Genomic DNA, 24,354 nt, shown 5'->3' with positions numbered 1-24,354 from the left:
AGAAAGGAGCAGGTATAATGGAAGTCGTTCGCAATAAGCAAGTACAAACAAATGTTAAAACAAAGAGTGCCTCTCCGTGGTCGATAGCTAAACGTAAATTTTTAAAAAATAAATTGGCAATGATCAGTCTGATTTTCCTACTTATCGTATCATTTGCAAGTATATTAGCTCCATATATTACGACACATGATATTACTAGGGTTGATTTTTTAAAAATTACGTTGGAACCTTCTAGTGAAAATTGGTTAGGAACAGATTCAAATGGTAGAGATGTATTTACGAGGTTATTACATGGTGGTAGGACTTCCTTATTGATCGGGATTTCATGTATGCTACTCATTACAATCATAGGAACGATTGTTGGAGCGATCGCGGGTTACTTCGGTGGCATCATCGATAATATGTTAATGAGATTTACTGACTTTGTTCTTCTTTTTCCTTTTATACCATTTGTTATTGTTATTAACACAATTTTAATAGGTAAAGTGTCCGGAGTATGGACATTAATTAGTGTGATTAGTTTTTTAAGCTGGGGTGGAGTTGCACGTATTGTAAGAAGTAAGATTTTGTCTGAAAAAGAAAATGAATACGTTCTTGCAGCGGTATCAAGTGGTTGTAGTCCATCAAAGGTGATCATAAAACATATTCTTCCAAATGTTAGCTCAACGATTATCGTACAAGCTACTCTCATTCTTGCGATTATGATTGTGATCGAGTCTGGATTAAGTTTTATAGGCTTTGGTGTAACGGCTGACATACCGACTTGGGGCAATATGCTATCTGAGGCAAGACAATCAGATGTATTAAGAGACAAGATTTGGATGTGGATGCCGCCTGCAGGTATGATCACGTTTACTATTTTGGCTATTAACTTTATAGGCGAAGGATTAAAGGATGCACTCAATCCAAAATCTTATCGATAAGAAAATCTGTCACGTCTGTGATGGGTTTTTTCTATTACTAGAATCTATTAGTAGCTGTAATAAGAAATGACGGTATGTCCAACTAATTTTATATTCATTCCAAAATCTGAATTTATTGGAATAAACTCTCTACCTTCTGCCTATACTGATTGACAAAAGGTCCTGAAGTGAGGGATGTAAAAATGTTATTTCTTCATGATGTTTGGGTAAATTGGTTTGAAGGCGAGGAAAATGGTTACAACGTATGTCATTTTCATGAATGGAGAAAAGACGATAGTGTCGAGCTCTTTGATCAAGTTCCATTGATTAAAGTAAACACTCTTTTATTTTCTTACATTGAAAATGATTTAGCTGAGTTGCCACCAAGTTTATTAAAAGATATTTTTCAGAAATCGTACATACGTAAAAACCACGAACGAATTCAGCTTGATTATTGTTTTGTTGTGACAGATGGACATGGAATCATAGCCGTCGATACAATTGGTTATACAATTCCAATCCGCAAAAGTCGAATTATTCCTCGTCAAGAACAGTTAGTTTTTGAGATGGTAAAGGACGTGGAACCTGAAGAGTATTCAGTCGAGTACTCGAGCAATGAATCAGAGAAAGATTATCATATCCTGTCTCTATCACCTGAACACGTTAGAGGGTTAACAAGAAAAGAACGTCAACTTAAACAGCTTTTATTTATGGCATTAGATCAGCTTCAATCAACAAAAAATGCAGCAGAAGTAAAGTACTGGTATACAGAATGGAATCCGATGATGTACGAACAAATTCAATCAAGAGAATTTGATGCTGTTTGGCAAAAGCTATATGAAGAAACTCTTCAAGGCTGGAGTCCAAAGCATTTGCAGCTCTGTGAACACCTAATTAAGGGACAACCCTTCTTCGAAAAGCTATGGGAAATGGAACACGAGTCGAAGGTTAATTAAAAAAGTGGACAAGTTAAGTACCAGGAAAAGCGACGTGATTTCACACTATCACGTCGCTTTTATATGCAATAAATCATTTCTGACATTGGTAGTATTTCATTGAAGATGCAGAAGGGACAGAGTTGTAGGTAGTAACTAGGAGGTTAACTTTGGACTTTTATTTGATGTATTTCACGTTTCAAGTCTTTTATATCTGAATCGTGATCAAAATATCTGTACGTGAGTTGTGCAATAATACGGTCTTGACGATCCTGTATTCCTTCTAAAGCTTCATTCTTAGCGTTACTTACATCTTGATTTTCTCTCACAGCATCAAGAATATACTTCATTTCTTGCTGTTTTTCCTTCAACCCTTCTAAATCTGCTTTCACTTCTGTCTGAGAATCTTTAATTATTTTCAGCTCATTTAAAATTAGATCTAATTTTTCCTCCATTGTTCTCCCTCCTTTTTCGTCATTAACTTACAAAATTAGTATATCACAATGTCCTATTTTTCAGCAGCAATACAAAAGAGTATCCTTTAAATGAAAATGCATTTTAAAGGATACTCTTAGTGGAGGTTAGAGTTAATATGAAGTTTTATTATCGCTTTTTCCTACCTAGCCCCATCGCATTCTCCATTTTCTTAACCATTTTATTGGCCGCTGCATTTGCTTTTTCAGCACCTCGGTCTAGAATTTGGTCGAGCTCTTCTGATTCCATCAGTTCCTTATAGCGTTCTTGGATAGGAGTTAATGTGTTAACAACAACATCTGCAAGATCTGCTTTAAAGTCTCCATAGCCTTTTCCTTCATACTTATTTTCAAGCTCTTCAATCGATTCGTTTGTAAAAATAGAGTAGATAGAAAGTAAATTTGAGACCCCAGGTTTATTTTCCTTATCAAACTTAACAATACCATCCGAATCGGTAACAGCACTCTTAATTTTCTTTTCTATTGTTTTTGGATCATCTAATAATGTAATAAAAGATTTAAGGTTAGGATCTGACTTACTCATTTTTTTTGTTGGTTCAGTTAAAGACATGATACGGGCGCCGACCTTCGGAATTCGGACTTCTGGGATTGTAAAGATGTCATTGAATTTTTTGTTAAACCTTTCGGCTATATCGCGGGTAAGTTCAATATGCTGTTTTTGATCCTCCCCAACTGGAACTAGATCTGTTCCATAAAGAAGTATATCTGCAGCCATTAAAGGAGGGTATGTGAGCAAACCGGCTGAAACGGCTTCCTTACCTGCTGACTTATCCTTATACTGTGTCATTCTCTCAAGCTCTCCAATATATGCAACACATTGTAACATCCAGCCTGCTTGAGCATGTGCTGGAACTTCAGATTGAATGAATAGTGTTGCTTTTTCAGGGTCTAATCCTACCGCTAGATAAAGAGCAGCTAGACTTCGGATGTTTTTGCGTAACTGTAAGCGATCCTGTGAAACTGTGATTGCATGTTGATCCACGATGCAAAAGTAGCAGTTGTAATCCTGCTGTAAGTCAATAAACTGTTTTAGTGCTCCAATGTAATTTCCTAATGTAACCGAACCACTAGGCTGAATGCCAGAAAAGATTGTTTTCACTGTTATTCACTCCAAATCGTATAAGAATTTAAAATATTTTTGAACTTTGGATAGCATTTCTGCATCCAGCTACAGCGCCTAGCCCCTCGAGGTCATAAGTCAATTCTAAATTGAAGGCAAAGAACGCCTTCAATTTAGAATCGCCTTATGCTATGCCTAAGGCTGACCAAGGCGCTTGCGCTTTTGTTTTTCCCACACAAAAAGGCCCACTCGTACCTATTGCTAGGGACGATGGACCGCGGTGCCACCCTAATTATTTCTAAAGAAAGAAATCACTTCATTATCCTATAACGTAGGAGCACGTCTGTACGTACTTAAGTTCAATACAGATTCTCAGAAGTCCATTCCACATAAGCTATTACCTGTTTCCACCATCCACAGGCTCTCTTAAAATAACGACTATGTGTACTATTCTTCGTCAACGAGTTATCATATGATTTTTTAATTATATGAAAGAAGCAGACAAAATGCAATCTGATTATACGTAATAGAAATAAAGTCCAATTAACATTACTAATCCCAACGCTAGACCTGTGAAAAGAAGGGGAGAGAAATCAAACGAAATAAGCTCTGATACGGGTTTCATCTCCTCAACCTCATCTTTAGATAATTCCGTACCCTTTGAGACAAACATTCTTCTAAATCCATAGGAAATCCCGTCAAAAAAACCTGCTTTAACCGTTAGCGTTAACAATGAAATAAACAGACAAGTGATCGTGATTAAAAATGAAATATTTATAAAATACAATAGTTTTAACTCTTGGTAAATAATAAATGATAGGAAGATTGTTGCAACAAGAGACATAATAAACCCTATAATCGAGTTTTTGGAAAGCAAAGTGATCACTCTTTTCTATATAATATCCTGTTCTCAATTATAGCAAATGTATTGTCTACCACAAATATAGAAGAGTTTTCAAAATATGTAATGTAAGAATGTTTCTTTTTGATGAAATATATAGAACATTCATATTAAGTGCATAAAGGGGAGGAAGAACAACATTACAGTAGCTTTAAAAATTTTACAAACTTTTTTATGATAGTAATTAATGCGTTAAAGGGGTGAAATATAACTGAAATATCCATTAAATTTTATAGGGCTATTTTACTATTTAACGACATAAATAGCCTGGTTTTATTACATTTGTGTAAACTTTCGTAAAAAAAGTGAATGCATAATAGTCCGAATACTTGTATAATAACCTATGTAAGAATTATTAAAAAATATAAGGGGGGTCTACTTGTGAAAAAGTCGAAATTTTTTCTACTTTTAGCACTTTCTCTAGTACTTAGTATGTTCTTAGCAGCATGCAATGGTGGCGGAGATACTTCAGAAGAAGAAGGTGGCGGTGATGATACTGCTACTGAAGAACAAGCATCAGTACCACAAGAATTGAAGGTTTTAGAAGCATCTGAAATTCCATCAATGGATAGCGTTATGGCACAAGATGCTGTAAGTTTCACAGCGTTAAACAACGCAATGGAAGGCTTATACCGTTTAGACCAGAACCAAGAAGCAATTCCTGGTATGGCTGAAGGTTCAGCTGAAGCTAACGAAGATGGAACCGTTTACACAATTAAATTAAGAGAAGCTAAATGGTCTAATGGTGACCCTGTAACAGCAAATGATTTCGTTTATGCATGGCAACGTGCAATCGATCCAGAAACTGCATCACCATATGGTCCTTACATGATGAATGGTAAAATTGCTGGTGCAACTGAAATTACAGAAGCAGCTGCAGCTAAAAAAGACTATGATCTAAACACTTTAGGAGTTAAAGCACTAGATGACAAAACTCTTGAAGTTACACTTGTAAAACCAATTCCATTCTTTGAATCATTAATGGCATTCGGTACATTCTATCCACAAAACCAAAAGTTTGTTGAAGAACAAGGTGAAAATTACGCAGCGACTCACGAGAACTTAGTATACAATGGTCCTTTCACATTAACTAATTGGGGCGGTACTACTGCTACTGAATGGACTTATGAGAAAAACGCTGACTATTGGGATGCTGAAACTGTAAAATTAGAAAAAATCCAATATAACGTTTTAAAAGATCCACAAGCATCTGCAAATGCTTTTGAAACTGGTGAAGCTGACATAACTGGAAAGCTTGCTTCTGATATTGTTCCACAATATGAAGGAGATCCAAACCTTTTAAATTACTTAGAACCAACTATTTTCTGGATCAAAATGAACCAACAAAACGAAGCACTTAAAAACGAAAACATCCGTCGTGCACTTGCGACTGGCTTTAACAAACAAGATTTAACAGACAGCATTTTAAACAACGGTTCACTTCCTGCTAATTATGCTGTACCTAAAGATTTCGTTTCTGGTCCAGACGGTAAGGATTTCCGTGAAGTTAATGGAGATTTCTTAGAGTTTAATGCTGAAGAAGCGAAGAAATTATGGGAGCAAGGCTTAAAAGAAATTGGCAAGGATTCAGTTGAACTAGTTTACTTAGGTGGAGATACTGAAACATCTAAGAAAACTGATGAGTACATCCGTAGCCAATTAGAAGCAAATCTACCAGGACTTACTATTAAAGTAGAAAGCGTTCCTTTCTCAGTACGTTTAGATAGAGACGTTAAAATGGATTACGATCTTCAATTCGCTGGTTGGGGTCCTGATTATCTAGATGCAATTTCTTTCTCTGATCTTTGGATCACAGATGGTGGTAATAACAAAATGGCTTATTCTAGCGAAACTTATGATAAGTTGCTTAAAGATTCACAATCTACTTTAGCTGATAAGCCTGAAGAACGTTTTGCAGCTCTACAGGAAGCTGAAAGAGTATTACTAGAAGACGATGCAGCGCTTGCGCCTGTGTACCAACGTTCTTCAAGTATCTTAATTAGCCCTAAAGTTAAAGGCTTCACTTACCACAACGTAGGTGCAGAATTTAGCTACAAGTGGATTGAAATTACAGACGCTGAGTAAGTATATTTACGAAGTGAGTCGAAATCGGTATAATAACCAAATAGGGAAGAGAGTATATTGTAGGAATATACTCTCTTTTTCCCTGTAGAATAATTGTCGAAATATGTTGAAAATTAAAAATAACATAGGAGGTGCAACTCATATGGTCAAATATTTATCAAAACGAATTTTTTACATGATCTTAACTCTAGCTTTAATTGCCACTTTTACTTTTTTCCTCATGAAGGTTATTCCCGGTACTCCTTTTTCAAATGCAGCTAAGTTGTCAGAAGCTCAGCTAACGATTATGAAAGATAAGTACGGTTTGGGTGAGCCAGTACCAGTACAATATATGAACTATATGGTTAACTTGATTAAAGGAGATCTAGGAATTTCATTTCAGTTTAATAACACACCAGTTACTGATATTATTGCAGATCGTATCGGTCCCTCGGCCATTCTAGGTTTTCAAGCAATGTTTTTTGGTACTATTATAGGAATTGTACTAGGAGTTGTTGCTGCGCTAAGACAAAACACGTGGGTAGACTATACATCCACTTTTATTGCAGTAATCGGTAAATCCATTCCATCCTTCGTTTTCGCAGGATTGCTACAATACTATATTGGAGTTAAATTAGGCTGGTTGCCAGTAGCATTCTGGAGAGGACCTGAGTATAGCATATTGCCGACAATTGCATTAGCTATGTTCCCAATCTCAATTGCTGCTCGTTTTGTAAGAACTGAATTAATTGAAGTACTTGGGTCTGATTACATCACACTAGCAAGAGCAAAAGGAGCTAGCTCCTTCGATGTAGCATTCAAACATGCATTACGTAATGCTTTAATTCCAGTTATTACTGTTTTAGGACCTTTAACCGTTAGTTTAATGACAGGTTCACTTGTCATTGAAAAAATCTTTGGTATACCTGGTTTGGGAGAGCAATTCGTTAAATCAATTAACGTAAATGACTATCCTGTTATTATGGGTGTAACACTTCTTTTTGCTTTTCTATTTGTTGCAATTGTTCTAGTCGTGGATATTCTCTATGGAATCATTGATCCGCGGATTCGTTTGGCGGGAGGGAAAGAATAATGACACAAAATAATGAAAGCGTCAATAAAGATATGTTTGTACCCGCAAAAATTGACTCAGATAAGAGTGAAGAAATTTCGAAACCCAGTCTTAGCTATTGGCAAGATGCCTGGCTACGTGTAAGAAAAAATAAGGCAGCAGTTGTCAGTCTTTATCTGTTAGTTTTTTTAACAATAATGGCTCTAGTAGGCCCGTATATGAGTGGGCACGACCCTAATTTAGGAATCGCTAAGTATTCAAATCTACCTCCTAAGGTTCAAGCTCTAGAAAACGTTAGTTGGCTCCCATTTGACGGTACTTTAGAAAACCGTAGTGGTAAAACGTACGATGTTTATGAAACAAAGAATGTTGAAGCTGGCACATACTATTGGTTTGGTACAGATTACTTAGGACGTGACTTGTTCTCTCGTGTATGGAAGGGCACACAAGTTTCCTTATATATTGCATTTTTAGCAGCCTTTATTGATATGGTGATTGGTGTTGCATACGGGGCAATTTCAGCATACTATGGTGGCCGTGTTGATAATGTGTTGCAGCGTATAATAGAAATATTAGTTGGTATTCCGAACTTGATAGTCGTTATTTTAATGATTATTATTTTGGATCCCGGAATTCTGTCGATAACGGTTGCCTTAACAATTACAGGTTGGGTTGGTATGGCAAGGGTTGTACGCGGACAAGTTCTTAAACTGAAAAGTCAAGAGTTTGTTTTAGCATCGAGGACTTTAGGTTCAACTGACCGGAGAATTATGTGGAAGCGCTTGATTCCAAATTTAGTTGGAGTAATTATCATTAACACGATGTTTACGATACCAAGTGCTATTTTCTTCGAAGCCTTCTTAAGCTTTATTGGACTAGGATTACAAGCACCACTGGCTTCATTAGGGACTTTAATCGATGATGGCTTTAAAACGCTGCGTTTATATCCATATCAAATGGTTTATCCAGCAATCGTTATTAGTTTAATTATGATTTGCTTTAATATGATTGCAGATGGACTTCGCGATGCATTAGATCCGAAAATGCGTGACTAGAAAAGGTAGGTGAATAGATAATGGAAAAAATATTAGAAGTGAAAGACTTACACATTTCTTTCCATACGTTTGCTGGGGAAGTACAAGCAATACGAGGGGTTAATTTTGATTTATACAAAGGTGAAACGTTAGCAATAGTTGGGGAATCAGGCTCTGGTAAATCAGTTACGACAAAATCTATTATGAAGCTGTTACCTGAATCTAACTCCGAGATTAAAGAAGGACAAATTCTTTTTGACGGAAAAGATATCGCAAAGCTTTCAAACAGTGCGATGCAAAAAATTCGTGGTAAAGATATCTCGATGATTTTTCAAGATCCAATGACATCGTTAAATCCAACTATGAAAATCGGAAAGCAAATCATGGAACCAATTATTAAGCACCAAAACTTGAGTAAGTCTGCTGCAAAAGAGCGTGCAATCGATTTATTAAGATTAGTAGGTATTCCACAACCTGAAGCTCGATTTAATCAATATCCGCATCAGTTTTCAGGTGGGATGAGACAAAGGGTTGTTATTGCAATTGCATTAGCATGCAACCCAAAAGTTTTGATCGCTGACGAACCAACAACTGCTTTGGATGTTACCATTCAAGCGCAAATCTTGGAACTGATGAAAGATCTGCAAAAGAAGATTGATACTTCGATTATCTTTATCACCCATGACCTTGGAGTTGTCGCAAATGTTGCTGACAGAGTTGCGGTTATGTATGGTGGGAAAATTGTAGAAACTGGAACAGTGGATGAAGTCTTTTATAACCCGCAACATCCATATACTTGGGGCCTAATAAGCTCAATGCCAAGTCTTGACTCAGAGGACTCTGAATTATATGCGATTCCTGGCACACCACCTGACCTTTTATACCCTCCTAAAGGTGATGCATTTGCACCTCGTAATGAGTATGCGATGCAAATTGACTTGGAGAAACAACCTCCAATGTTTAAAGTTTCTGACACGCACTATGCCGCAACCTGGTTACTACATCCAGATGCACCTAAAGTAGAGCCACCAGAGGCAGTTAAAAAACGCAGACGTAAATTCCCTGAAATAAAGGAGGGGAAATAGATGACACAAAGAGAAAAACTTTTAGAAATTAAAAATTTAAAGCAACATTTTAATATTGGGAAACCAAATGAAGTGAAAGCAGTTGATGATATTTCCTTTGATATTTATCGTGGTGAAACATTAGGATTAGTTGGAGAATCTGGTTGTGGAAAATCAACAACAGGACGTACAATTATTCGTCTTTACGATGCAACAGGTGGAGAAGTACTTTTTGATGGTGAGAACGTCCATGGGAAGAAATCACGTTCGGATTTGAAAAAATTCAATCGTAAAATGCAAATGATTTTCCAAGATCCATATGCTTCACTTAATCCAAGAATGAAAGTATCGGATCTGATCGCAGAAGGTATCGACATTCACGGTCTTGCTAAAAACAACAAAGAGAGAATGGATAGAGTGGTTGAACTGCTTGAAACAGTTGGTTTAAATCGTGAGCACGCGAATCGTTATCCACATGAATTTAGTGGTGGGCAACGTCAACGTATCGGAATTGCGCGTGCATTAGCTGTTGAGCCAAAGTTTATCATTGCCGATGAGCCAATTTCAGCTTTAGATGTATCTATTCAAGCACAGGTTGTTAACCTAATGAGAAAGCTGCAAAAAGAAAAAGGATTAACCTACCTGTTTATTGCCCATGATTTGTCTATGGTTAAATATATTAGTGATCGTATTGGCGTTATGTATTATGGAAAGCTAGTGGAACTGGCAAATGCTGATGAATTATACAGAAATCCAATTCATCCTTATACCCAATCATTGCTTTCAGCGATTCCTCTTCCAGACCCGGACTATGAGAGAACGCGTGTAAGAAAAACATATGACCCAGATCAGCACAATTACAAACCAGGTGAAGAGCCGCAGTTCCGTGAAGTAAAACCAGGTCACTTTGTTATGTGTTCTGAAACAGAATTTAAACAATATCAAAAACAACACGCAACTGTTTAATACTTTTAAAAAAACTCATCACTATGTGGTGGGTTTTTTTAAACTCTGCTAAAATCCCTACCTCTTACATATGATCTATGTACGGCAACTTCAGTTAACTGACAAATACTTTTTAATTTTACAACTACAAATGATTCAATTTTCACCTATAAAGGCTTCTGCATTTTCTATATACTAAGGGTAGACTTACAATGGGGGACTCCAGACATGCAATTTGTACAAAAATCGTTTATTCTCACACTACTTATCATCCTATTCTCAGGACTTCTCTTTTCAAATAAAGGATATGGAGAAGAGAATCTTGTATTCTCAACTCATAGTTCGAAGCAAACTGTTTTGAAAGAAAGAAAATTACCAGAAGATCCACCACGCTTTGTATTCGATTCAGGCTTTACTTTTCCATACCCAGATGCCATTAGAGGTGTTTATGTAACTGGGCATTCTGCGGGTGGAGAAAAGTTTAATAAACTTAGTACTTTAATGGAGCAAACTGACCTGAATGCAATGGTCATTGATGTTAAAGATGACTATGGAAATTTAACGTATCAGCCTGAACCAACCTCAGCATTTTTTGATATAAGTAAAAATTATATTAAGAATCCAACTGAAATGTTAGAAATTATGGAAGAAAAAGAAATATATCCTATTGCAAGAGTTGTAGTATTTAAAGACTCAGTACTAGCTAATAAAAAGCCGGAATGGTCCTTTAAGGAAGGAAATACAGTTTGGAAAAATGGTCGCGGGGAGTCGTTTGTAAATCCGTTTATGAAAGAAGTATGGGATTATAACGTAGATATCGCCATTGAAGCAGCCAAGCTCGGATTTCAAGAAATACAATTTGATTATGTTCGTTTTCCTGAAGGATTTGAAAAGCGGGATTCAACCTTGGTTTTTAATATGGGTCAATACGAAAATTCAGATCAAGATAATGTACAAAAACGTGTTTCTGCTATTACTGACTTTGTTGCTTATGCAAAGGAGAAGCTAAAACCATATGGTGTAAAGGTATCTGTTGATATTTTTGGTTATACAGCAACACTACCAGAGGCACCAGGTATCGGGCAGAACTTCTCGAAAATATCCGAAAATGTTGATGTTATTTCCTCTATGATTTATCCGAGCCACTGGACTGCCTATTTTGGCATCAACAAGCCAGACCTTGAACCATATAAGCTAATAACAGAGTACGCGAAGCTAGAAAACAAAAAGCTCGCTGAACTCAAAAATCGACCGATCTCTAGGCCTTGGATACAAGATTTCACCGCTTCCTACTTGGGCAAAGGCAATTACAAAAAGTATGGTAAACCAGAGGTAGAAGCGCAAATTAAAGCATTAAATGAGCAGGGAATCGATGAATTCTTATTATGGAATGCGGGGAATACCTACTCACCGGGAGTTGACTACACTCCACTGAAATAAGTGAAAAATAAAGACCGTTTTAAAGCTGATGCTTTTAAACGGTCTTTTACTATGCTAACTTCTCTTCACTTTTTTCCAACCTACTTGAGTTTTTTGGGATTGATCGACAAAAGCACTTTTCTTTTTTCCTCCAAAAACATTAATACCGATCGCATTTGCAAGAACACCCATAGTAGCAGTTAAACCAATGACCAAAACAGCTACCAGGACAAAGTCAACCAAATATTCAACCATATTTTTCATCCCCTAATAAAATATGTTAATTCTATTCTAATTCATGTTTAAGCTTATTAAAAGAGGGTATATATAAACGTAGTAGAATTAATAAAGGGTATAGAAAAAACAAAAGGGAGCAATGCAGGTGAATTGGTATGAAAAACTAAATCAGTATTTTCCAATTGAAGAAATGAAATCTAGGGAGCATATAGAAATGCTTCTTAAAGAAAAAGGAGATATTTATCATAAAGATGAAGGGCCACTCCATGTGTTGATGTATGCAGAACTTACTAATTTTATCTTTATTGATTATATCTTTGTTTCAAAAGATGCCCGTGGGCAAGGGTTGGGTCATAAGTTATTAGAGAAACTTAAAGTAAAAGGAAAAGCAATTATTCTCGAAGTTGAACCAGTTGACTACGAAGATAGTGATTCAGGAAAACGTCTAAAATTCTATCAGCGTGAAGGATTTGAACATGCGAGCTCGATTGGGTATAATCGTCGATCACTTGCTACAAATCAAATTAACAAGATGGAAATCCTCTACTGGTCTCCAACAAACGAATCCGAAGAATTAATTTATGAAGCCATGAAAAAAACCTACGAGATGATTCATACATACAAAGACAAAGAACTATATGGTCAGTCTTATCAAAATGTTGATGAAGTACTAACCCTTGAACAAGATGGTGAACAAAAAGATATTTTCGATCATTTAAGCTAATTGAGAATTAGTTTTTTAAAATAAATGATGAATTAAACCTCAGGACATAGATCATTTTTACTAAGCGACTCAGAATATGTGTTGATATCCTGCAGTGAAATTAGTTTTCTCCAGTATAAGTACTATATATAGGTAGTTAAGTCCACTGTACTTGTTTTGTCAAACTTTTAGTTAAAAAAATATATGCTAACTTACTTTTTTATAGTATAATCATTATAGACATTACTTATTTAAAGTAATTTCAATTTGCATATACATCTAAGTTGATTAGCTTACTCATTCTATAGTTGGAGGAGTGAAGGTTTATGGTAACATTATATACGTCACCAAGCTGTACTTCATGTCGAAAGGCAAAAGCGTGGTTAGAGGAACATGAGATTGCTTATACGGAACGCAATATTTTCTCTGAGTCGTTATCTGTTGAAGAAATTAAGGAAATCTTACGTATGACTGAAGATGGAACAGATGAAATCATTTCAACTCGTTCTAAGATCTTCCAAAAATTAAATATTAATTTGGAAGCTATGCCATTGCAGGATTTATATGACCTTATTCAACAAAACCCAGGTTTGCTTCGTCGCCCAATCATTATTGACGAAAAAAGACTACAGGTAGGTTACAACGAAGATGAGATTCGTCGTTTTCTTCCTCGAAGAGTTCGTACGTATCAGCTAAGAGAAGCACAGAGATTAGTGAACTAAATAGATAAAATGAAACCTTCCCTTTTAATACAGTGGGAAGGTTTCATTTTCTTTAACATATAAGAAAATTTGATAATAAGTCTGCATTTCGCAAATCCAGCTCCAGCGCTTTTGTTACGCTAGATTTATTTTTTCTCAGATTTCCAAATACCCATTTGTTGATAAAGCAATCCGCCAAGTAATATGAAGCTCGTTGTTAAAAAGGGAAGGCTTTGGCCGATTATCGGATGAGAGGATAGTAAGTGCTCAAGTTGATTTTCACCGCTAATCATTTTTCCCGCTGTAAAGGCTAATAAACCACCTCCCACATAAATAAGTATTGGAAACCGATCTAAAAGAACAAGAATAATTTTACTACCCCATATAATGATAGGGATTGAGATAAATAAGCCGATAACCACTAACAGGTTGCTTCCGTTTGCTGCACCAGCAATTGCGATGACATTATCAAGTCCCATTAATAAGTCTGCGATCACAATTGTTTGAACAGCCTTCCACAAGGACTGGTAGCTTTTAACCTTGCCGCTTTCATCGTCTTTGCCAACGATTAAGTGGAACGCGATATAAAGGAGGAAGACTCCACCTACTAGCTGAAGAAATGGAACCTTCAAAAGGTAGACAGCAATTATCGTGATGAAAATTCTAAAGAAAATGGCTAAAAAGGTTCCGAGAATAATTGCTTTATTTCGTTGTTTTGTAGGTAGATTTCGACAAGCCATCGCGATAACAATTGCATTATCGCCACCGAGTACTAAATCAATGCCAATAATCATAAGTAGTGATAAGATAAAATCCTGTTCCATTATGTGACCTTCTTTCAGGGCGAGGTTATAATTAGATGCTCGTACCATTTATATGAGGCTAAACCCAAATTATGATGAGTTATTGCGTAGTGGGTACTAGGTAAATAACTGTTTTTGTAAATTCAGAGGTTTTTTATTTCCTTAAACGAAGTTTTATCATAAAATAAGAGTACAAGATTATTTATGAAGAATTGATCTTGTTTGAGGGATGGGGTTCTTTTAGGGAGCTTCTAAAGGCTTTACACTCACGATTAAAGTTCACTCGTTTTGGGTAAAGTGAAGTAATGTACAACTTATATCGTCCGAGTTTAAGTAAGCGCATCATGAAGGCTTGAAGAGTCTCATTTCCTGAGATTCGTAGCTTTGATGATTGTGGGGGTCTTGAACAGTTTAAAGTGGGGGTTTCGTTGTCCCTTCAACATCTTAAAAAGAAGGGAAGGTAATCAGAATGGAAATAGAACGAATTAATGAACACACCGTTAAATTTTATATTTCGTATAGAGATATTGAAGATCGTGGCTTTGATCGTGATGAGATTTGGTATAATCGCGAACGAAGTGAAGAATTATTTTGGGAAATGATGGATGAAGTTCATGAAGAAGAAGAGTTCATGGTAGAAGGACCTCTTTGGATTCAAGTTCAAGCTTTAGATAAAGGACTAGAGGTTATTGTCACAAAGGCGCAGTTATCAAAAGATGGGCAAAAAATAGAACTAGCGCTATCAGATGATAAGCTAAAAGAATTACCTGTAGATGAAAACATTGAATCGTTGTTAGATCAACATTTTAATAAATCAGAATCAGATAAAGAGTCTGATGAAGAATATGAACAACAATTACAGTTTGTGGTTAAGTTTAATGATTTTGAACATGTGATTGCCTTAGCTAAATATCCTTTTTCAGAAATGAAGAATCACCTATATGCACTAGATAATTACTATTATCTCTATGTTGAGTTCGATGATGACGTCGATGATGAAGAGATTGAAAATAAATTAAGTATTGTTCTGGAGTATGGACAAGAATCGAGAGTTACGATTCATCGTCTTGAAGAATATGGAAAAGAGATTGCGAAAGATCGCGCTTTAAACGTGATTAAGAAACATTTTTCGTAATTAAAGAGCCGATTTCATTTAGTTGAAATCGGTTTTTGTATATTGTAAATGAAGTATATAATGTAAAGAATAAGTGTGCGCCTCCTTTGAACAAAGCGCTTGCGCTTTTGTACTACTACCTGAATTTATATAATTTTAAGACACAGTAAGCGTTTCGCAAGTCCAGCTCAGCGCCTAGCCCCGACGCACAGGACGTGCTAGTGCAGTCATGGCGATTGACGTCGCGTATTTGACTGCCTCGAGGTCATAAGCCAATTCTAAATTGAAGGCAAAGAACGCCTTCTATTTAGAATCGTCTTATGCTTGTCGGACTCCTTCAGGATGAAGGTGAGAAAGGCGTTGCAACAGGACGTTGCGAACTTAGCCTTTCTTCCTCTGAACAAGGCGCTTACGCTTTTTAACAAATCCTCTGAATTAGGTGAAAAAATGAAAAACACTGTACGTGTGTTACTTTTTGCGGCAGTAATTGTTTCAATATTATATATGACAAAAAGCTTTTGGGGAGACTGGATTGTAGCTGTAGTGACTATCCTCTTTACCTTTTCTATTGTTTTTATTGCGTTTGTGATTTTTTTGGAAAATCGCCATCCTTCACACACGATAACTTGGCTGGTCGTTCTTGGAGGATTTCCGTTAGTAGGTTTTTTCTTCTATATATTTTTTGGACGAAATGTTAAAAAAAGAAGATTGTTTAATAAAAAAGCATTAATTGATCAAAAAGTTTATTTAGAACTTGAAGGCAATCAATCTTCCTATCAAGATAAAATGATACATATGGGTGATCATCAGCAATTGCTTTTTAAGCTAGCACATAGATTGGGACATAGTCCAATTTCTTTTGCTACTCAAACAAAAGCGCTAACGAATGGAATTGAAACCTTTCAACACATTTTTGAAGAGATTCACAAAGCTGAAAATCATATCCACCTTGAGTATTACATTGTGAGACATGATGCAGTCGGTCAGCAACTAAAAAATGCACTAATAAAAAAAGCGAAAGAAGGAGTTGAAGTCCGCTTTCTTTATGATGCCGTTGGAAGCTGGAAACTTTCTAAGGAATACATAAAAGAATTAAAGCTCTCTGGGATTGAAATGATTCCTTTCTTGCCGGTTCGTTTGCCTTTTTTCAACAATAAAATTAACTTTAGAAACCATCGGAAAATAATTGTGATTGATGGAACGGTTGGGTTTGTTGGTGGCTTAAACGTGGGAGATGAATATCTGGGAAAAGATAAATACTTCGGATTTTGGCGTGACACACACTTACTCATTAGAGGGGAAGCAGTTCGGACTTTGCAGATGATTTTTCTTCAAGATTGGTATTATATGACAGATACGAAACTGCTTAGTGAGAAGTATTTATCACCACAACTAAAATTAGCAGAATCAGCTGGAGGAGTTCAGCTAATTGCGGGTGGCCCCGATAATAAATGGGAAATCATCAAACATCTCTTTTTTTCAATGATCATTTCTGCAAAAAAATCGATTTGGATCGCATCCCCTTACTTTGTACCTGATGAGGACATTCTCTCAGCCTTAAAGGTTGCTGCCTTGAGTGGAATAGATGTACGTTTACTCGTTCCAAATAGACCTGATAAAAAAATTGTTTACTATGCATCACGTTCTTATTTTCCAGAATTATTAGAAACAGGTGTAAAAGTTTATGAATACGAAAATGGATTTTTACACAGTAAAATCATTCTTGTAGATCACGAGCTAGCTTCTATCGGCACAGCTAACATGGACATGAGGAGCTTTCATTTGAACTTTGAAGTCAATGCCTTCTTGTACAGAACGAGCAGCACTCAAAAGCTCGTAGAGGAGTTTATTCTAGATATTGAACACTCACATGAAATTCTGCTGGAGGAATTCACGAAACGTCCATTTCATAAAAAATTATACGAGTCTACGGCAAGACTCATGTCACCGTTGCTATAGAGATTAGATCGTTTATCTCGTCTATTTTTTTGTTTTCCACAGACAAAATTGAATTTTGACTGTTTGCTTGAATTAAAAACTTAATAGATAATAACTTCATTCAGGTAAAGAAGGAAGGGGAGAGGCTGGTGTTGATTGCACTGAATGAGCGGAAGGAGTACGTGAATGTTGCAGAAAAAAAGTGGTCGAAAGACGAATTAAAAGTAATAAGGAAAGAAACAGTTTTTGAATGTCCTGTTTGCAAGAGAGGGGTGGAGTTGAAAATAGGCTCTATAAAAATCCCTCACTTTTCTCATAAAAAGAATGACTTATGTTTCATTAAAGGGGAACCAGAGAGTGAATACCATCTAAGTGGAAAGCTACAGTTATTCCAATGGATTCAAAAGCAACAAGTTGATTCCGTCTATCTAGAGTATTATTTGCCAGCTATCCAACAAAGGCCAGACATCTATTTTGAGCAAGCAGAAAAAAAGGTAGCCATCGAATATCAATGCTCAACGATTGATCAAAAAAGCTTGCTACAACGTTCAAGGAAACTACAACAATTATCTATCACTGTTCAATGGGTGCTAGGAGCTAAAAAGGTACAAAGAACAGGGACTAATACTTATAGAATGACCCCTTTCGTATGGCTTTTTACAATGATCTCCAAAACGTCTCAACCTCCAAAATTGATTGTATATTGTCCAGTTCAAAAATCTTTCATTATCCTTCATCACATCATTCCTTTTACTTCTCAAAATGTGTTAGCTATCTCAGAAATAGTCCATATAGATTCTACTAATTATCACAGCTTATTTAGGAAGGAAGTGAGCATGCAGGCTCTTTATGCAAACTGGTTTAAGAAAGTGTCCCGCTTTCGGCTACTACCTCCACCATTTGAATCCTCAGAAGTTCGATATTTTAATTCACTGCTTTATACAAAAAAACAGCTTCCAATTGCATATATCCCGACGCTTGCCTTGCTGCCAATTAAAACAGCCTATTTAATTCAGTCAAACAGTTATATATGGCAAACGTATATCTTACTTTATATTGATTCAAAAAGAGCTTCTTTTTCTTTTCGAGACATAACTCGTGAGATCACCCGTAAAATCAATGAACGTCGTGTTAAAATACGTTACTTGCCACACATAAAAAATATGCATTTTTCTTACACATTAAAAGAATATTTATCTTGTCTCTGTAGCCTTGGCTTAATTAGAAAAGGTAAGGATGGAGAGTTTATCAAAGTTAAAGATGTTGTATGGACAAATGATCCCCATCAATTAGTAGAATCAGATGAATGGACGAAACAAAAACTACTTCATTTATCAAAGTTTTAGTGCATGATTTTACATGTTTAGAACAACCTATGAAGGAAAAATAAAACATAGAGGTGAAGAAATGTTTAATAAAAAAAGAAAAAACAACAACCCATTTATCTTTACAATTTCTGCATTAGGAATAGGTGCAGCAGCATATTATTTGACAAAGGAAGCAAGGCAGAGTCAAGATTTAGATGAAGCGAACAATCCTGCTCCTGCTGACATTGCCAGCATCCTTCAAGCGGGTAATATTGATTTGTAAGAATTTATAGAATAGTATAGAAATAGCGGACAAAAGTCATATTAGAAGAAAAATGGGTTGAAGAATGAAACGATATGTAACAGCAATACTCTTGAGCGTGTACCTATTAAGCGCTGTTTCAACTTTTGCCACCGCTGAAAGCAATCAAAGAGGGGGATTTCTGATGTCAGAACAACAAACTGCAGTCAAGAAACTACCGATTCGAAGTGAAATTAAAGAGGCTGATACTTGGCGTTTAGAGGATGTTTTTCCAACAAATGAGGCCTGGGAAAAAGAGTTTAATGAAGTAAAAGAAGCATTGCCTAAAATTGCTGAATACAAAGGAAAGCTCGGGGAATCTGCCTCGGTTCTTTATGAAGCGTTATCCTATCAAGATGAAGTAATGGAACGCTTAGGTAAGCTCTATACATATGCACACATGCGCTACGACCAAGATACAACGAATTCTTCTTATCAAGCATTGAATGACAGAGCGACCACTCTTTATACACAGGCTTCGAGTGCAGCCGCTTATATGGTGCCAGAACTTCTTTCAGTTGACGAAAGTAAAATTAAAGACTTTTTAAATGAAAAAGAAGAGTTAAAACTTTATGAGCATGCATTAGATGAAATTAATCGTCAGCGTCCACATGTTTTAACTGCAGAGCAGGAAGGTCTTCTAGCTGAGGCATCAGAGGTATTAGGTTCATCAGGAAATACATTTGGAATGCTTAATAACGCAGATTTAACCTTTCCTACAATCAAAGACGAAAATGGGGAAGAAGTTGAAATTACCCACGGACGCTATATCCGTTTCCTAGAAAGTGAAGATCGACGAGTTCGAGAAGATGCATTTAAAGCTGTTTATGAGACCTATGGTAACTTTAAAAATACATTTGCTAGCACATTAAGCGGTACAGTGAAGAAGGATAATTTTAGTGCACGAGTAAGAAATTATGAGTCAGCAAGACATGCTGCATTAAGTAGTAACGACATCCCGGAGTCTGTATACGAAAACCTAGTAAGTACAGTGAATCAAAACCTACACTTATTACAAAGGTACGTAAAACTACGTAAAGAGGTTTTAGAGTTGGATGAGGTTCATATGTATGATCTCTACACACCTCTTATTAAAGATGTAAAAATGGAAGTGAAGTACGAGGAAGCACAAGATTATTTACTAAAAGGGTTAGCCCCTTTAGGTGAAGAATATATTAACGTTTTAAAAGATGGCTTCGAAAACCGCTGGGTCGATGTTCACGAAAACAAAGGGAAACGAAGTGGTGCCTACTCTTCAGGTACATATGGAACTAACCCATACATTCTCATGAATTGGCAAAATAACGTAAACAACTTGTTTACATTGGCACATGAATTTGGACATTCCGTTCATAGCTACTACACTCGTAAAGAACAGCCATATCCATATGGAAACTATTCAATTTTCGTGGCAGAAGTTGCTTCAACATGTAACGAAGCATTATTAAACGATTATCTACTAAAAACAATTGATGATGAAAAAGAGCGCTTGTACTTGCTCAACCACTTCTTGGAGGGATTCAGAGGCACTGTCTTCCGTCAAACGATGTTTGCAGAATTTGAGCATCTGATCCATAAAAAAGCACAAGATGGTGAGTCGTTAACACCAGAATTATTAACAAAAACATATTATGATCTTAATAAAAAATACTTTGGTGATGAAATCGTTGTGGACGAAGAGATTGGCTTAGAGTGGACTAGAATCCCTCATTTCTACTATAACTATTATGTTTATCAGTATGCTACAGGCTATAGCGCAGCAACTGCTTTAAGCAAACAAATCTTAGAAGAAGGTCAACCAGCTGTTGATCGCTACCTAGAATTCTTAAAAGCTGGAAGCTCAGATTATCCGATTGAGGTTCTTAAAAAAGCGGGTGTAGACATGACCTCTTCACAGCCGATTGAAGAAGCATGTAAAGTATTCGAAGAAAAGCTAAATGAAATGGAAGAATTATTGGCTAAGGTAAAGAAATAAGAGTTGAATTAGTAATGGAATCGCAGTCATCTATTGACTGCGATTTTTTTAGTTGAAAATGTGGTCGGTGTGATTACGACAAAGAGTGGCGCGATTAAGTCAGAGAAAAGAGCAATTATGACAGTTTTCAGTGCAATTTCATTCTCAGAACAGCTTGAGCTTAGCTTTTCTTACTCTAATCAAGAAACTTTAAAAACCTTTAAACGTTTTCCGATGATTAATCATGTAGAGTGTCACGAAGATTGCTCCAAACAACAATGGAGAGGTTATATAAATAGGTATAAGCTTCATGAGGCTTAGCACATTTAAAAAAAAGAAGAGTATAACACCTACAATACTAAAGACAATCCATTTAAACTTCATCTTAAACTTCCTCCTTGTCTATTGTTACTACTTTATATGAAGGAAACCTACTGTTTATGATGTTGTGACAACTTTGTGAAAAAAAGGTGAGACACTTGTCAAAACTCGACATAATTTGCTATAGTAAAGATGTGAAATTGATCACATAACCAAACATTTACCCCTTTGTTTGACCGTGAAAAATTTCTCCCATCCCCTTTGTTGTCGTTAAGACATAAAAAAGACTTCGTACCTTGTGTACGAAGTCTTTTTTATTACTTTCCTAAAATAGGTGCTTTCCAATCTAACATAAATAATTGAATTGTTAAAAAACTCAACATCCTTTGGTATAATATCAAATAGAGCTAATACTATAAAAAAGAGCTGATTTTTCAGGTGGAGGCTTTTAAAAATAGTAGTGGAGGCACCCAAACTGTAGAGAAGGTTGATACATCTTATGAAACAATTTCAATTATTTTTAGCTTTTTTTCGTGTCGGAATGCTGGGGTATGGTGGTGGACCTTCATCAATTCCTCTCGTTCATAAAGAAGTCGTTAATAAATATAAGTGGATGAATGATGATGAATTTGCAGATGTATTAGCTTTAGCCAACACATTGCCAGGGCCGATTGCGACAAAAATGTCAGGGTATATTGGCTATAGGGTTGCGGGTGTAGTAGGCATGATTAACGCCACTCTTGCAACAATTGTTCCAACTATTTTGTTGATGATCATTTTGCTAACTTCAATCGCATCTATAAAAGATCTTGCTTGGGTACAGGGGATGACAAAGGCAGTTGTTCCGGTAGTTGGTGTCATGCTAGCCGTTTTAACCTGGGATTTTATAAAAAAATCACAAACTTCTCTAGGTTGGGTAAAAGCAGTTTTATTGTTTGGGTTAAGTTATCTATTCATCGAACTGCTTGGATTGCATCCTGCATTTTTAATTGTAGGATTGTTAGTGGTGGCCATTTTACAAAAAGATAAAGTAGTAGAAGCGGAGGAATCATCGTGATTTATTGGGAGATATTCCTCGCCTTTTTTATTCCTGGAATTTTAGGGTACGGAGGAGGTCCTGCCTCCATTCCACTAGTTGAACATGAAGTTGTTGATACATATGGTTGGATGACAATTGCAGAATTTAGTGAAGTACTTGCACTTGGGAATGCGCTTCCTGGCCCAATTGCAACAAAGATGGCAGGCTACATTGGCTTTCAGCAAGGCGGGATTCTTGGAGCATTTGTGGGGATATTCGCAACAGTGGCGCCCTCACTCATTTTAATGGTGGTGCTTTTAGGATTTTTATACAAACATAAAAACTCACCTAAAGTAAAAAGAATGACAAATTTTATTCGACCAACAATTGCCGTATTACTTGGAGTAATGGCAGTAAGCTTTTTTACTTCTTCTTATCAAGATAATGGAGCTTTTCAAACCTTATTTTTATTGATTGCAAGCTACCTGTTATTAGAAAGGTGGAAAATCCACCCAGCTTATGTCATTGTTGGAGCGCTTGGATATGGGGCGTTGTTTTTAGCCTGAAAAAAAGGCAGTGAGATTAGCTTGATCTAATCACATTGCCTTTTTTTACAGTATGAACTAAAGAAACAAGTTAATCCTTCTCAATATACCTCCAAAACATACCATGTCTAACAGGAACACGTTCGATTTTTTGTGCTAAAACGAACTTCTTCATTTCTTTTTCAACTTCTTGGAGAGACATATTATAAACGACTGCGATTTCTGTTGAGGCGACAAAGCCGTAGTGCTTTAGGAAAATTTCCATTGGTGGTGTCTGGGAGCGAGTTGGGATATCACCGAGCATTTCAATCAATACTTCTACATACATATCGTATGAATAAAATCCTGTTATTTTCAAACCTTCTTCATCGACATCTTCGCTAAAAAAGGCCAGCGTTGGAATTTCTTGAACATCCATTTCTGCTGTAATTTTAAGATCACATTGCAAAGCCTTGGCTGCGCTTGGTGAATGTAGATCCTTTTTAAACTCTGAGACATCAAGACCAATTTGATGGGCAATTTCAACTAAAACATCTTTGTCTGACACGTTTTGTCTTTCAATGAAAAGGAGTTCTTGAAGCTTCCTTAGATAGCGGATGCCTGCTTTTTTCCCTTGTAATTCCGCAGTCTTTATTGCCAGAGATGCAGCATAAGGTGAGGAAATTGGATTATCAAACCATACTCTTCCATCACAAGACATTCCTGTTCTATTTCCTGTTTTTTCCCAAGCATTTGCTAAATTTTCCGGTTTCTTTCTTTTCGATAAATTTAACGTAGCAAGTCGTCCACTTATGATGTGCTTAAGGGTGAAGAAACGCCCATATTCAATCTGGAGTTTTTTTATTATTGGCTCTAACGCCCAACATTCAGGGCATAAAGGATCAACAAAAACATAGATTTCTAAAGGCTTGTCGTGGTGACCATGACAGTGAGCGAAGAAGTTTGCATGATCAATCGATTCACGATTGTTAACCATTACGTCCGAACCTTTTCATCTGATTTATCAGGTTCTGGCGTGTTCACCATATGCTGTGCAGTAAGATCAAGCCTTTGTAGTAAAAACTCTCGCAATGGACCTTCTACATTTACTTCATCCATCGCATTTTCCATACAAGAGATCCAGGCTTTAGCTCTTGAAGGTGTAATTGGAAATGGAAGATGTCTCGCTCGCAGCATGGGATGTCCGTGTTCTTCTGTATAAAATTGAGGCCCACCTAAATATTGAGTTAAAAACTGTTTTTGCTTTCTAGCAGTTTCTGTTAGATCATCAGGGAATATTGGTGATAACAAAGGATGCTTCTGCACTTTCTCATAAAAGGCATCAACAAGGTGCGAGAGTTTTTGTTCACCAATCGCATTATAAGGTGTGTTACTTTGTTCAGTCATGTTGGTCACTCCTTTAGCAGGGAAGGATAAATGAAGATGTATAACGACTCACATCAATTACAACCCCAATAATAAATAGATAGGTTATAGTAATAACAGGACTTATGTCTTGTATAAAAGGTCCTTATCATAAAGG

The 24,354-nt window shown here is 36.4% G+C and carries 25 protein-coding genes and 1 other annotated feature; of the genes, 17 read left to right on the top strand and 8 right to left on the bottom strand.

The window, feature by feature from the left end; translation table 11 throughout:
* The first annotated feature begins 17 nt into the window (after positions 1 to 17).
* Both opp4C and ACFFIX_RS11095 read left to right on the top strand, forming a co-directional pair.
* Entirely contained in the window at positions 18 to 923 is a 906-nt protein-coding gene (opp4C, locus tag ACFFIX_RS11100) for an oligopeptide ABC transporter permease (RefSeq protein ID WP_378933848.1), read from the top strand.
* A gap of 182 nt (positions 924 to 1,105) precedes the next feature.
* On the top strand, positions 1,106 to 1,858 hold the full coding sequence (locus tag ACFFIX_RS11095) for a YjbA family protein (protein WP_378933847.1): 753 nt from the start codon (positions 1,106 to 1,108) through the stop codon (positions 1,856 to 1,858).
* A 143-nt stretch (positions 1,859 to 2,001) separates the two neighbouring features.
* On the opposite strand, the gene ACFFIX_RS11090 is transcribed toward ACFFIX_RS11095, so the two are convergent.
* The 3 genes from ACFFIX_RS11090 to ACFFIX_RS11080 form a co-directional block, all read right to left on the bottom strand.
* Positions 2,002 to 2,292: a hypothetical protein gene (locus tag ACFFIX_RS11090; protein ID WP_378933845.1), complete on the bottom strand. Its 291-nt coding sequence runs from the start codon at positions 2,290 to 2,292 to the stop codon at positions 2,002 to 2,004.
* Between the two features lie 148 nt (positions 2,293 to 2,440).
* Positions 2,441 to 3,430, bottom strand: coding sequence for a tryptophan--tRNA ligase (gene trpS, locus ACFFIX_RS11085; protein ID WP_378933843.1), 990 nt, complete (start codon positions 3,428 to 3,430; stop codon positions 2,441 to 2,443).
* A gap of 221 nt (positions 3,431 to 3,651) precedes the next feature.
* Positions 3,652 to 3,861 (bottom strand) — a binding site (T-box leader).
* 47 nt (positions 3,862 to 3,908) lie between these two features.
* Positions 3,909 to 4,268, bottom strand: coding sequence for a DUF3899 domain-containing protein (locus ACFFIX_RS11080; protein WP_378933841.1), 360 nt, complete (start codon positions 4,266 to 4,268; stop codon positions 3,909 to 3,911).
* Between the two features lie 405 nt (positions 4,269 to 4,673).
* On the opposite strand from ACFFIX_RS11080, the gene ACFFIX_RS11075 reads away from it, so the two are divergent.
* The 6 genes from ACFFIX_RS11075 to ACFFIX_RS11050 all read left to right on the top strand — a co-directional run bounded on the left by ACFFIX_RS11075 (position 4,674) and on the right by ACFFIX_RS11050 (position 11,911).
* Positions 4,674 to 6,377, top strand: a complete 1,704-nt coding sequence (locus ACFFIX_RS11075; RefSeq protein ID WP_378933839.1) for a peptide ABC transporter substrate-binding protein — start codon at positions 4,674 to 4,676, stop codon at positions 6,375 to 6,377.
* A gap of 142 nt (positions 6,378 to 6,519) precedes the next feature.
* Positions 6,520 to 7,449: an oligopeptide ABC transporter permease gene (opp3b, locus tag ACFFIX_RS11070; RefSeq protein WP_378933837.1), complete on the top strand. Its 930-nt coding sequence runs from the start codon at positions 6,520 to 6,522 to the stop codon at positions 7,447 to 7,449.
* Positions 7,449 to 8,483: an oligopeptide ABC transporter permease gene (gene opp3C, locus ACFFIX_RS11065; RefSeq protein WP_378933835.1), complete on the top strand. Its 1,035-nt coding sequence runs from the start codon at positions 7,449 to 7,451 to the stop codon at positions 8,481 to 8,483. The genes opp3b and opp3C overlap by 1 nt, the downstream gene beginning before the upstream one ends.
* 20 nt (positions 8,484 to 8,503) lie before the next feature.
* Positions 8,504 to 9,547, top strand: a complete 1,044-nt coding sequence (locus tag ACFFIX_RS11060) for an ABC transporter ATP-binding protein (protein ID WP_378933833.1) — start codon at positions 8,504 to 8,506, stop codon at positions 9,545 to 9,547.
* Complete coding sequence (locus ACFFIX_RS11055) at positions 9,548 to 10,492, top strand: oligopeptide ABC transporter ATP-binding protein OppF (protein WP_378933832.1); 945 nt, start codon at positions 9,548 to 9,550, stop codon at positions 10,490 to 10,492.
* 207 nt (positions 10,493 to 10,699) lie between these two features.
* Positions 10,700 to 11,911: a putative glycoside hydrolase gene (locus tag ACFFIX_RS11050; protein ID WP_378933831.1), complete on the top strand. Its 1,212-nt coding sequence runs from the start codon at positions 10,700 to 10,702 to the stop codon at positions 11,909 to 11,911.
* A gap of 54 nt (positions 11,912 to 11,965) precedes the next feature.
* Here ACFFIX_RS11050 and ACFFIX_RS11045 read toward each other — a convergent pair whose 3' ends face one another.
* Positions 11,966 to 12,145: a hypothetical protein gene (locus tag ACFFIX_RS11045; RefSeq protein ID WP_378933830.1), complete on the bottom strand. Its 180-nt coding sequence runs from the start codon at positions 12,143 to 12,145 to the stop codon at positions 11,966 to 11,968.
* A gap of 127 nt (positions 12,146 to 12,272) precedes the next feature.
* Between ACFFIX_RS11045 and ACFFIX_RS11040 the strand changes: the two genes are divergently transcribed.
* Together ACFFIX_RS11040 and spxA are read left to right on the top strand one after the other, a co-directional pair.
* Positions 12,273 to 12,851 (top strand): GNAT family N-acetyltransferase, encoded by a 579-nt coding sequence (locus ACFFIX_RS11040; protein WP_378933829.1) that lies wholly within the window; start codon positions 12,273 to 12,275, stop codon positions 12,849 to 12,851.
* A gap of 305 nt (positions 12,852 to 13,156) precedes the next feature.
* Positions 13,157 to 13,552, top strand: coding sequence for a transcriptional regulator SpxA (gene spxA, locus ACFFIX_RS11035; protein ID WP_378933828.1), 396 nt, complete (start codon positions 13,157 to 13,159; stop codon positions 13,550 to 13,552).
* A gap of 125 nt (positions 13,553 to 13,677) precedes the next feature.
* On the opposite strand, the gene ACFFIX_RS11030 is transcribed toward spxA, so the two are convergent.
* Positions 13,678 to 14,355, bottom strand: coding sequence for a TerC family protein (locus ACFFIX_RS11030; protein ID WP_378933826.1), 678 nt, complete (start codon positions 14,353 to 14,355; stop codon positions 13,678 to 13,680).
* A gap of 448 nt (positions 14,356 to 14,803) precedes the next feature.
* Between ACFFIX_RS11030 and mecA the strand changes: the two genes are divergently transcribed.
* The 5 genes from mecA (at position 14,804) to pepF (ending at position 20,969) form a co-directional block, all read left to right on the top strand.
* Complete coding sequence (gene mecA / locus ACFFIX_RS11025) at positions 14,804 to 15,469, top strand: adaptor protein MecA (protein ID WP_378933824.1); 666 nt, start codon at positions 14,804 to 14,806, stop codon at positions 15,467 to 15,469.
* Positions 15,470 to 15,895: 426 nt separating this feature from the next.
* The gene (cls, locus tag ACFFIX_RS11020; RefSeq protein ID WP_378933943.1) at positions 15,896 to 17,407 is read left to right on the top strand and encodes a cardiolipin synthase; all 1,512 of its coding nucleotides are present in this window, start codon (positions 15,896 to 15,898) and stop codon (positions 17,405 to 17,407) included.
* Positions 17,408 to 17,535: 128 nt separating this feature from the next.
* Positions 17,536 to 18,732 carry a competence protein CoiA gene (locus ACFFIX_RS11015; protein WP_378933822.1) on the top strand — a complete coding sequence of 399 codons (1,197 nt, stop codon included), beginning with the start codon at positions 17,536 to 17,538 and terminating at the stop codon, positions 18,730 to 18,732.
* 13 nt (positions 18,733 to 18,745) lie between these two features.
* Positions 18,746 to 18,976, top strand: coding sequence for a hypothetical protein (locus ACFFIX_RS11010; RefSeq protein WP_378933820.1), 231 nt, complete (start codon positions 18,746 to 18,748; stop codon positions 18,974 to 18,976).
* Between the two features lie 163 nt (positions 18,977 to 19,139).
* Positions 19,140 to 20,969 carry an oligoendopeptidase F gene (pepF, locus tag ACFFIX_RS11005; RefSeq protein ID WP_378933818.1) on the top strand — a complete coding sequence of 610 codons (1,830 nt, stop codon included), beginning with the start codon at positions 19,140 to 19,142 and terminating at the stop codon, positions 20,967 to 20,969.
* Positions 20,970 to 21,158: 189 nt separating this feature from the next.
* On the opposite strand, the gene ACFFIX_RS11000 is transcribed toward pepF, so the two are convergent.
* Entirely contained in the window at positions 21,159 to 21,332 is a 174-nt protein-coding gene (locus ACFFIX_RS11000; RefSeq protein WP_378933816.1) for a hypothetical protein, read from the bottom strand.
* 436 nt (positions 21,333 to 21,768) lie between these two features.
* Between ACFFIX_RS11000 and ACFFIX_RS10995 the strand changes: the two genes are divergently transcribed.
* Positions 21,769 to 22,326, top strand: a complete 558-nt coding sequence (locus ACFFIX_RS10995) for a chromate transporter (protein ID WP_378933814.1) — start codon at positions 21,769 to 21,771, stop codon at positions 22,324 to 22,326.
* A complete protein-coding gene (locus tag ACFFIX_RS10990; RefSeq protein ID WP_378933812.1) occupies positions 22,323 to 22,853 on the top strand; it encodes a chromate transporter in 531 nt (176 codons plus the stop codon). Before ACFFIX_RS10995 ends, ACFFIX_RS10990 begins: the two co-directional genes overlap by 4 nt.
* 70 nt (positions 22,854 to 22,923) lie before the next feature.
* Here the strand turns inward: ACFFIX_RS10990 and ACFFIX_RS10985 are convergent, their stop codons facing one another.
* Positions 22,924 to 23,808 (bottom strand): ClpXP adapter SpxH family protein, encoded by an 885-nt coding sequence (locus ACFFIX_RS10985; protein WP_378933810.1) that lies wholly within the window; start codon positions 23,806 to 23,808, stop codon positions 22,924 to 22,926.
* A complete protein-coding gene (locus tag ACFFIX_RS10980; RefSeq protein WP_378933808.1) occupies positions 23,808 to 24,218 on the bottom strand; it encodes a globin domain-containing protein in 411 nt (136 codons plus the stop codon). Before ACFFIX_RS10980 ends, ACFFIX_RS10985 begins: the two co-directional genes overlap by 1 nt.
* Between the last annotated feature and the right edge of the window lie 136 nt (positions 24,219 to 24,354).

Origin of the sequence: Metabacillus herbersteinensis (assembly GCF_042433335.1) — a bacterium.
Taxonomy (GTDB): Bacteria; Bacillota; Bacilli; order Bacillales; family Bacillaceae; genus Metabacillus; species Metabacillus herbersteinensis.
The sequence above is the reverse complement of the archived record's forward strand: the minus strand, read 5'-3'. Positions and strand labels throughout refer to the sequence as shown.

Bases quoted from the DNA above. Each gene is read 5' to 3' on its own strand.
- opp4C (WP_378933848.1), top strand. From the start codon at position 18: ATGGAAGTCGTTCGCAATAAGCAAGTACAAACAAATGTTAAAACAAAG.
- ACFFIX_RS11010 (WP_378933820.1), top strand. From the start codon at position 18,746: ATGTTTAGAACAACCTATGAAGGAAAAATAAAACATAGAGGTGAAGAA.
- opp3C (WP_378933835.1), top strand. From the start codon at position 7,449: ATGACACAAAATAATGAAAGCGTCAATAAAGATATGTTTGTACCCGCA.
- ACFFIX_RS11095 (WP_378933847.1), top strand. From the start codon at position 1,106: ATGTTATTTCTTCATGATGTTTGGGTAAATTGGTTTGAAGGCGAGGAA.
- ACFFIX_RS11000 (WP_378933816.1), bottom strand. From the start codon at position 21,332: ATGAAGTTTAAATGGATTGTCTTTAGTATTGTAGGTGTTATACTCTTC.
- ACFFIX_RS10985 (WP_378933810.1), bottom strand. From the start codon at position 23,808: ATGGTTAACAATCGTGAATCGATTGATCATGCAAACTTCTTCGCTCAC.
- pepF (WP_378933818.1), top strand. From the start codon at position 19,140: ATGTCAGAACAACAAACTGCAGTCAAGAAACTACCGATTCGAAGTGAA.
- opp3b (WP_378933837.1), top strand. From the start codon at position 6,520: ATGGTCAAATATTTATCAAAACGAATTTTTTACATGATCTTAACTCTA.
- ACFFIX_RS11055 (WP_378933832.1), top strand. From the start codon at position 9,548: ATGACACAAAGAGAAAAACTTTTAGAAATTAAAAATTTAAAGCAACAT.
- spxA (WP_378933828.1), top strand. From the start codon at position 13,157: ATGGTAACATTATATACGTCACCAAGCTGTACTTCATGTCGAAAGGCA.
- ACFFIX_RS11050 (WP_378933831.1), top strand. From the start codon at position 10,700: ATGCAATTTGTACAAAAATCGTTTATTCTCACACTACTTATCATCCTA.
- ACFFIX_RS11030 (WP_378933826.1), bottom strand. From the start codon at position 14,355: ATGGAACAGGATTTTATCTTATCACTACTTATGATTATTGGCATTGAT.
- ACFFIX_RS10980 (WP_378933808.1), bottom strand. From the start codon at position 24,218: ATGACTGAACAAAGTAACACACCTTATAATGCGATTGGTGAACAAAAA.
- ACFFIX_RS11045 (WP_378933830.1), bottom strand. From the start codon at position 12,145: ATGGTTGAATATTTGGTTGACTTTGTCCTGGTAGCTGTTTTGGTCATT.
- mecA (WP_378933824.1), top strand. From the start codon at position 14,804: ATGGAAATAGAACGAATTAATGAACACACCGTTAAATTTTATATTTCG.
- ACFFIX_RS11090 (WP_378933845.1), bottom strand. From the start codon at position 2,292: ATGGAGGAAAAATTAGATCTAATTTTAAATGAGCTGAAAATAATTAAA.
- ACFFIX_RS11060 (WP_378933833.1), top strand. From the start codon at position 8,504: ATGGAAAAAATATTAGAAGTGAAAGACTTACACATTTCTTTCCATACG.
- cls (WP_378933943.1), top strand. From the start codon at position 15,896: ATGAAAAACACTGTACGTGTGTTACTTTTTGCGGCAGTAATTGTTTCA.
- ACFFIX_RS10995 (WP_378933814.1), top strand. From the start codon at position 21,769: ATGAAACAATTTCAATTATTTTTAGCTTTTTTTCGTGTCGGAATGCTG.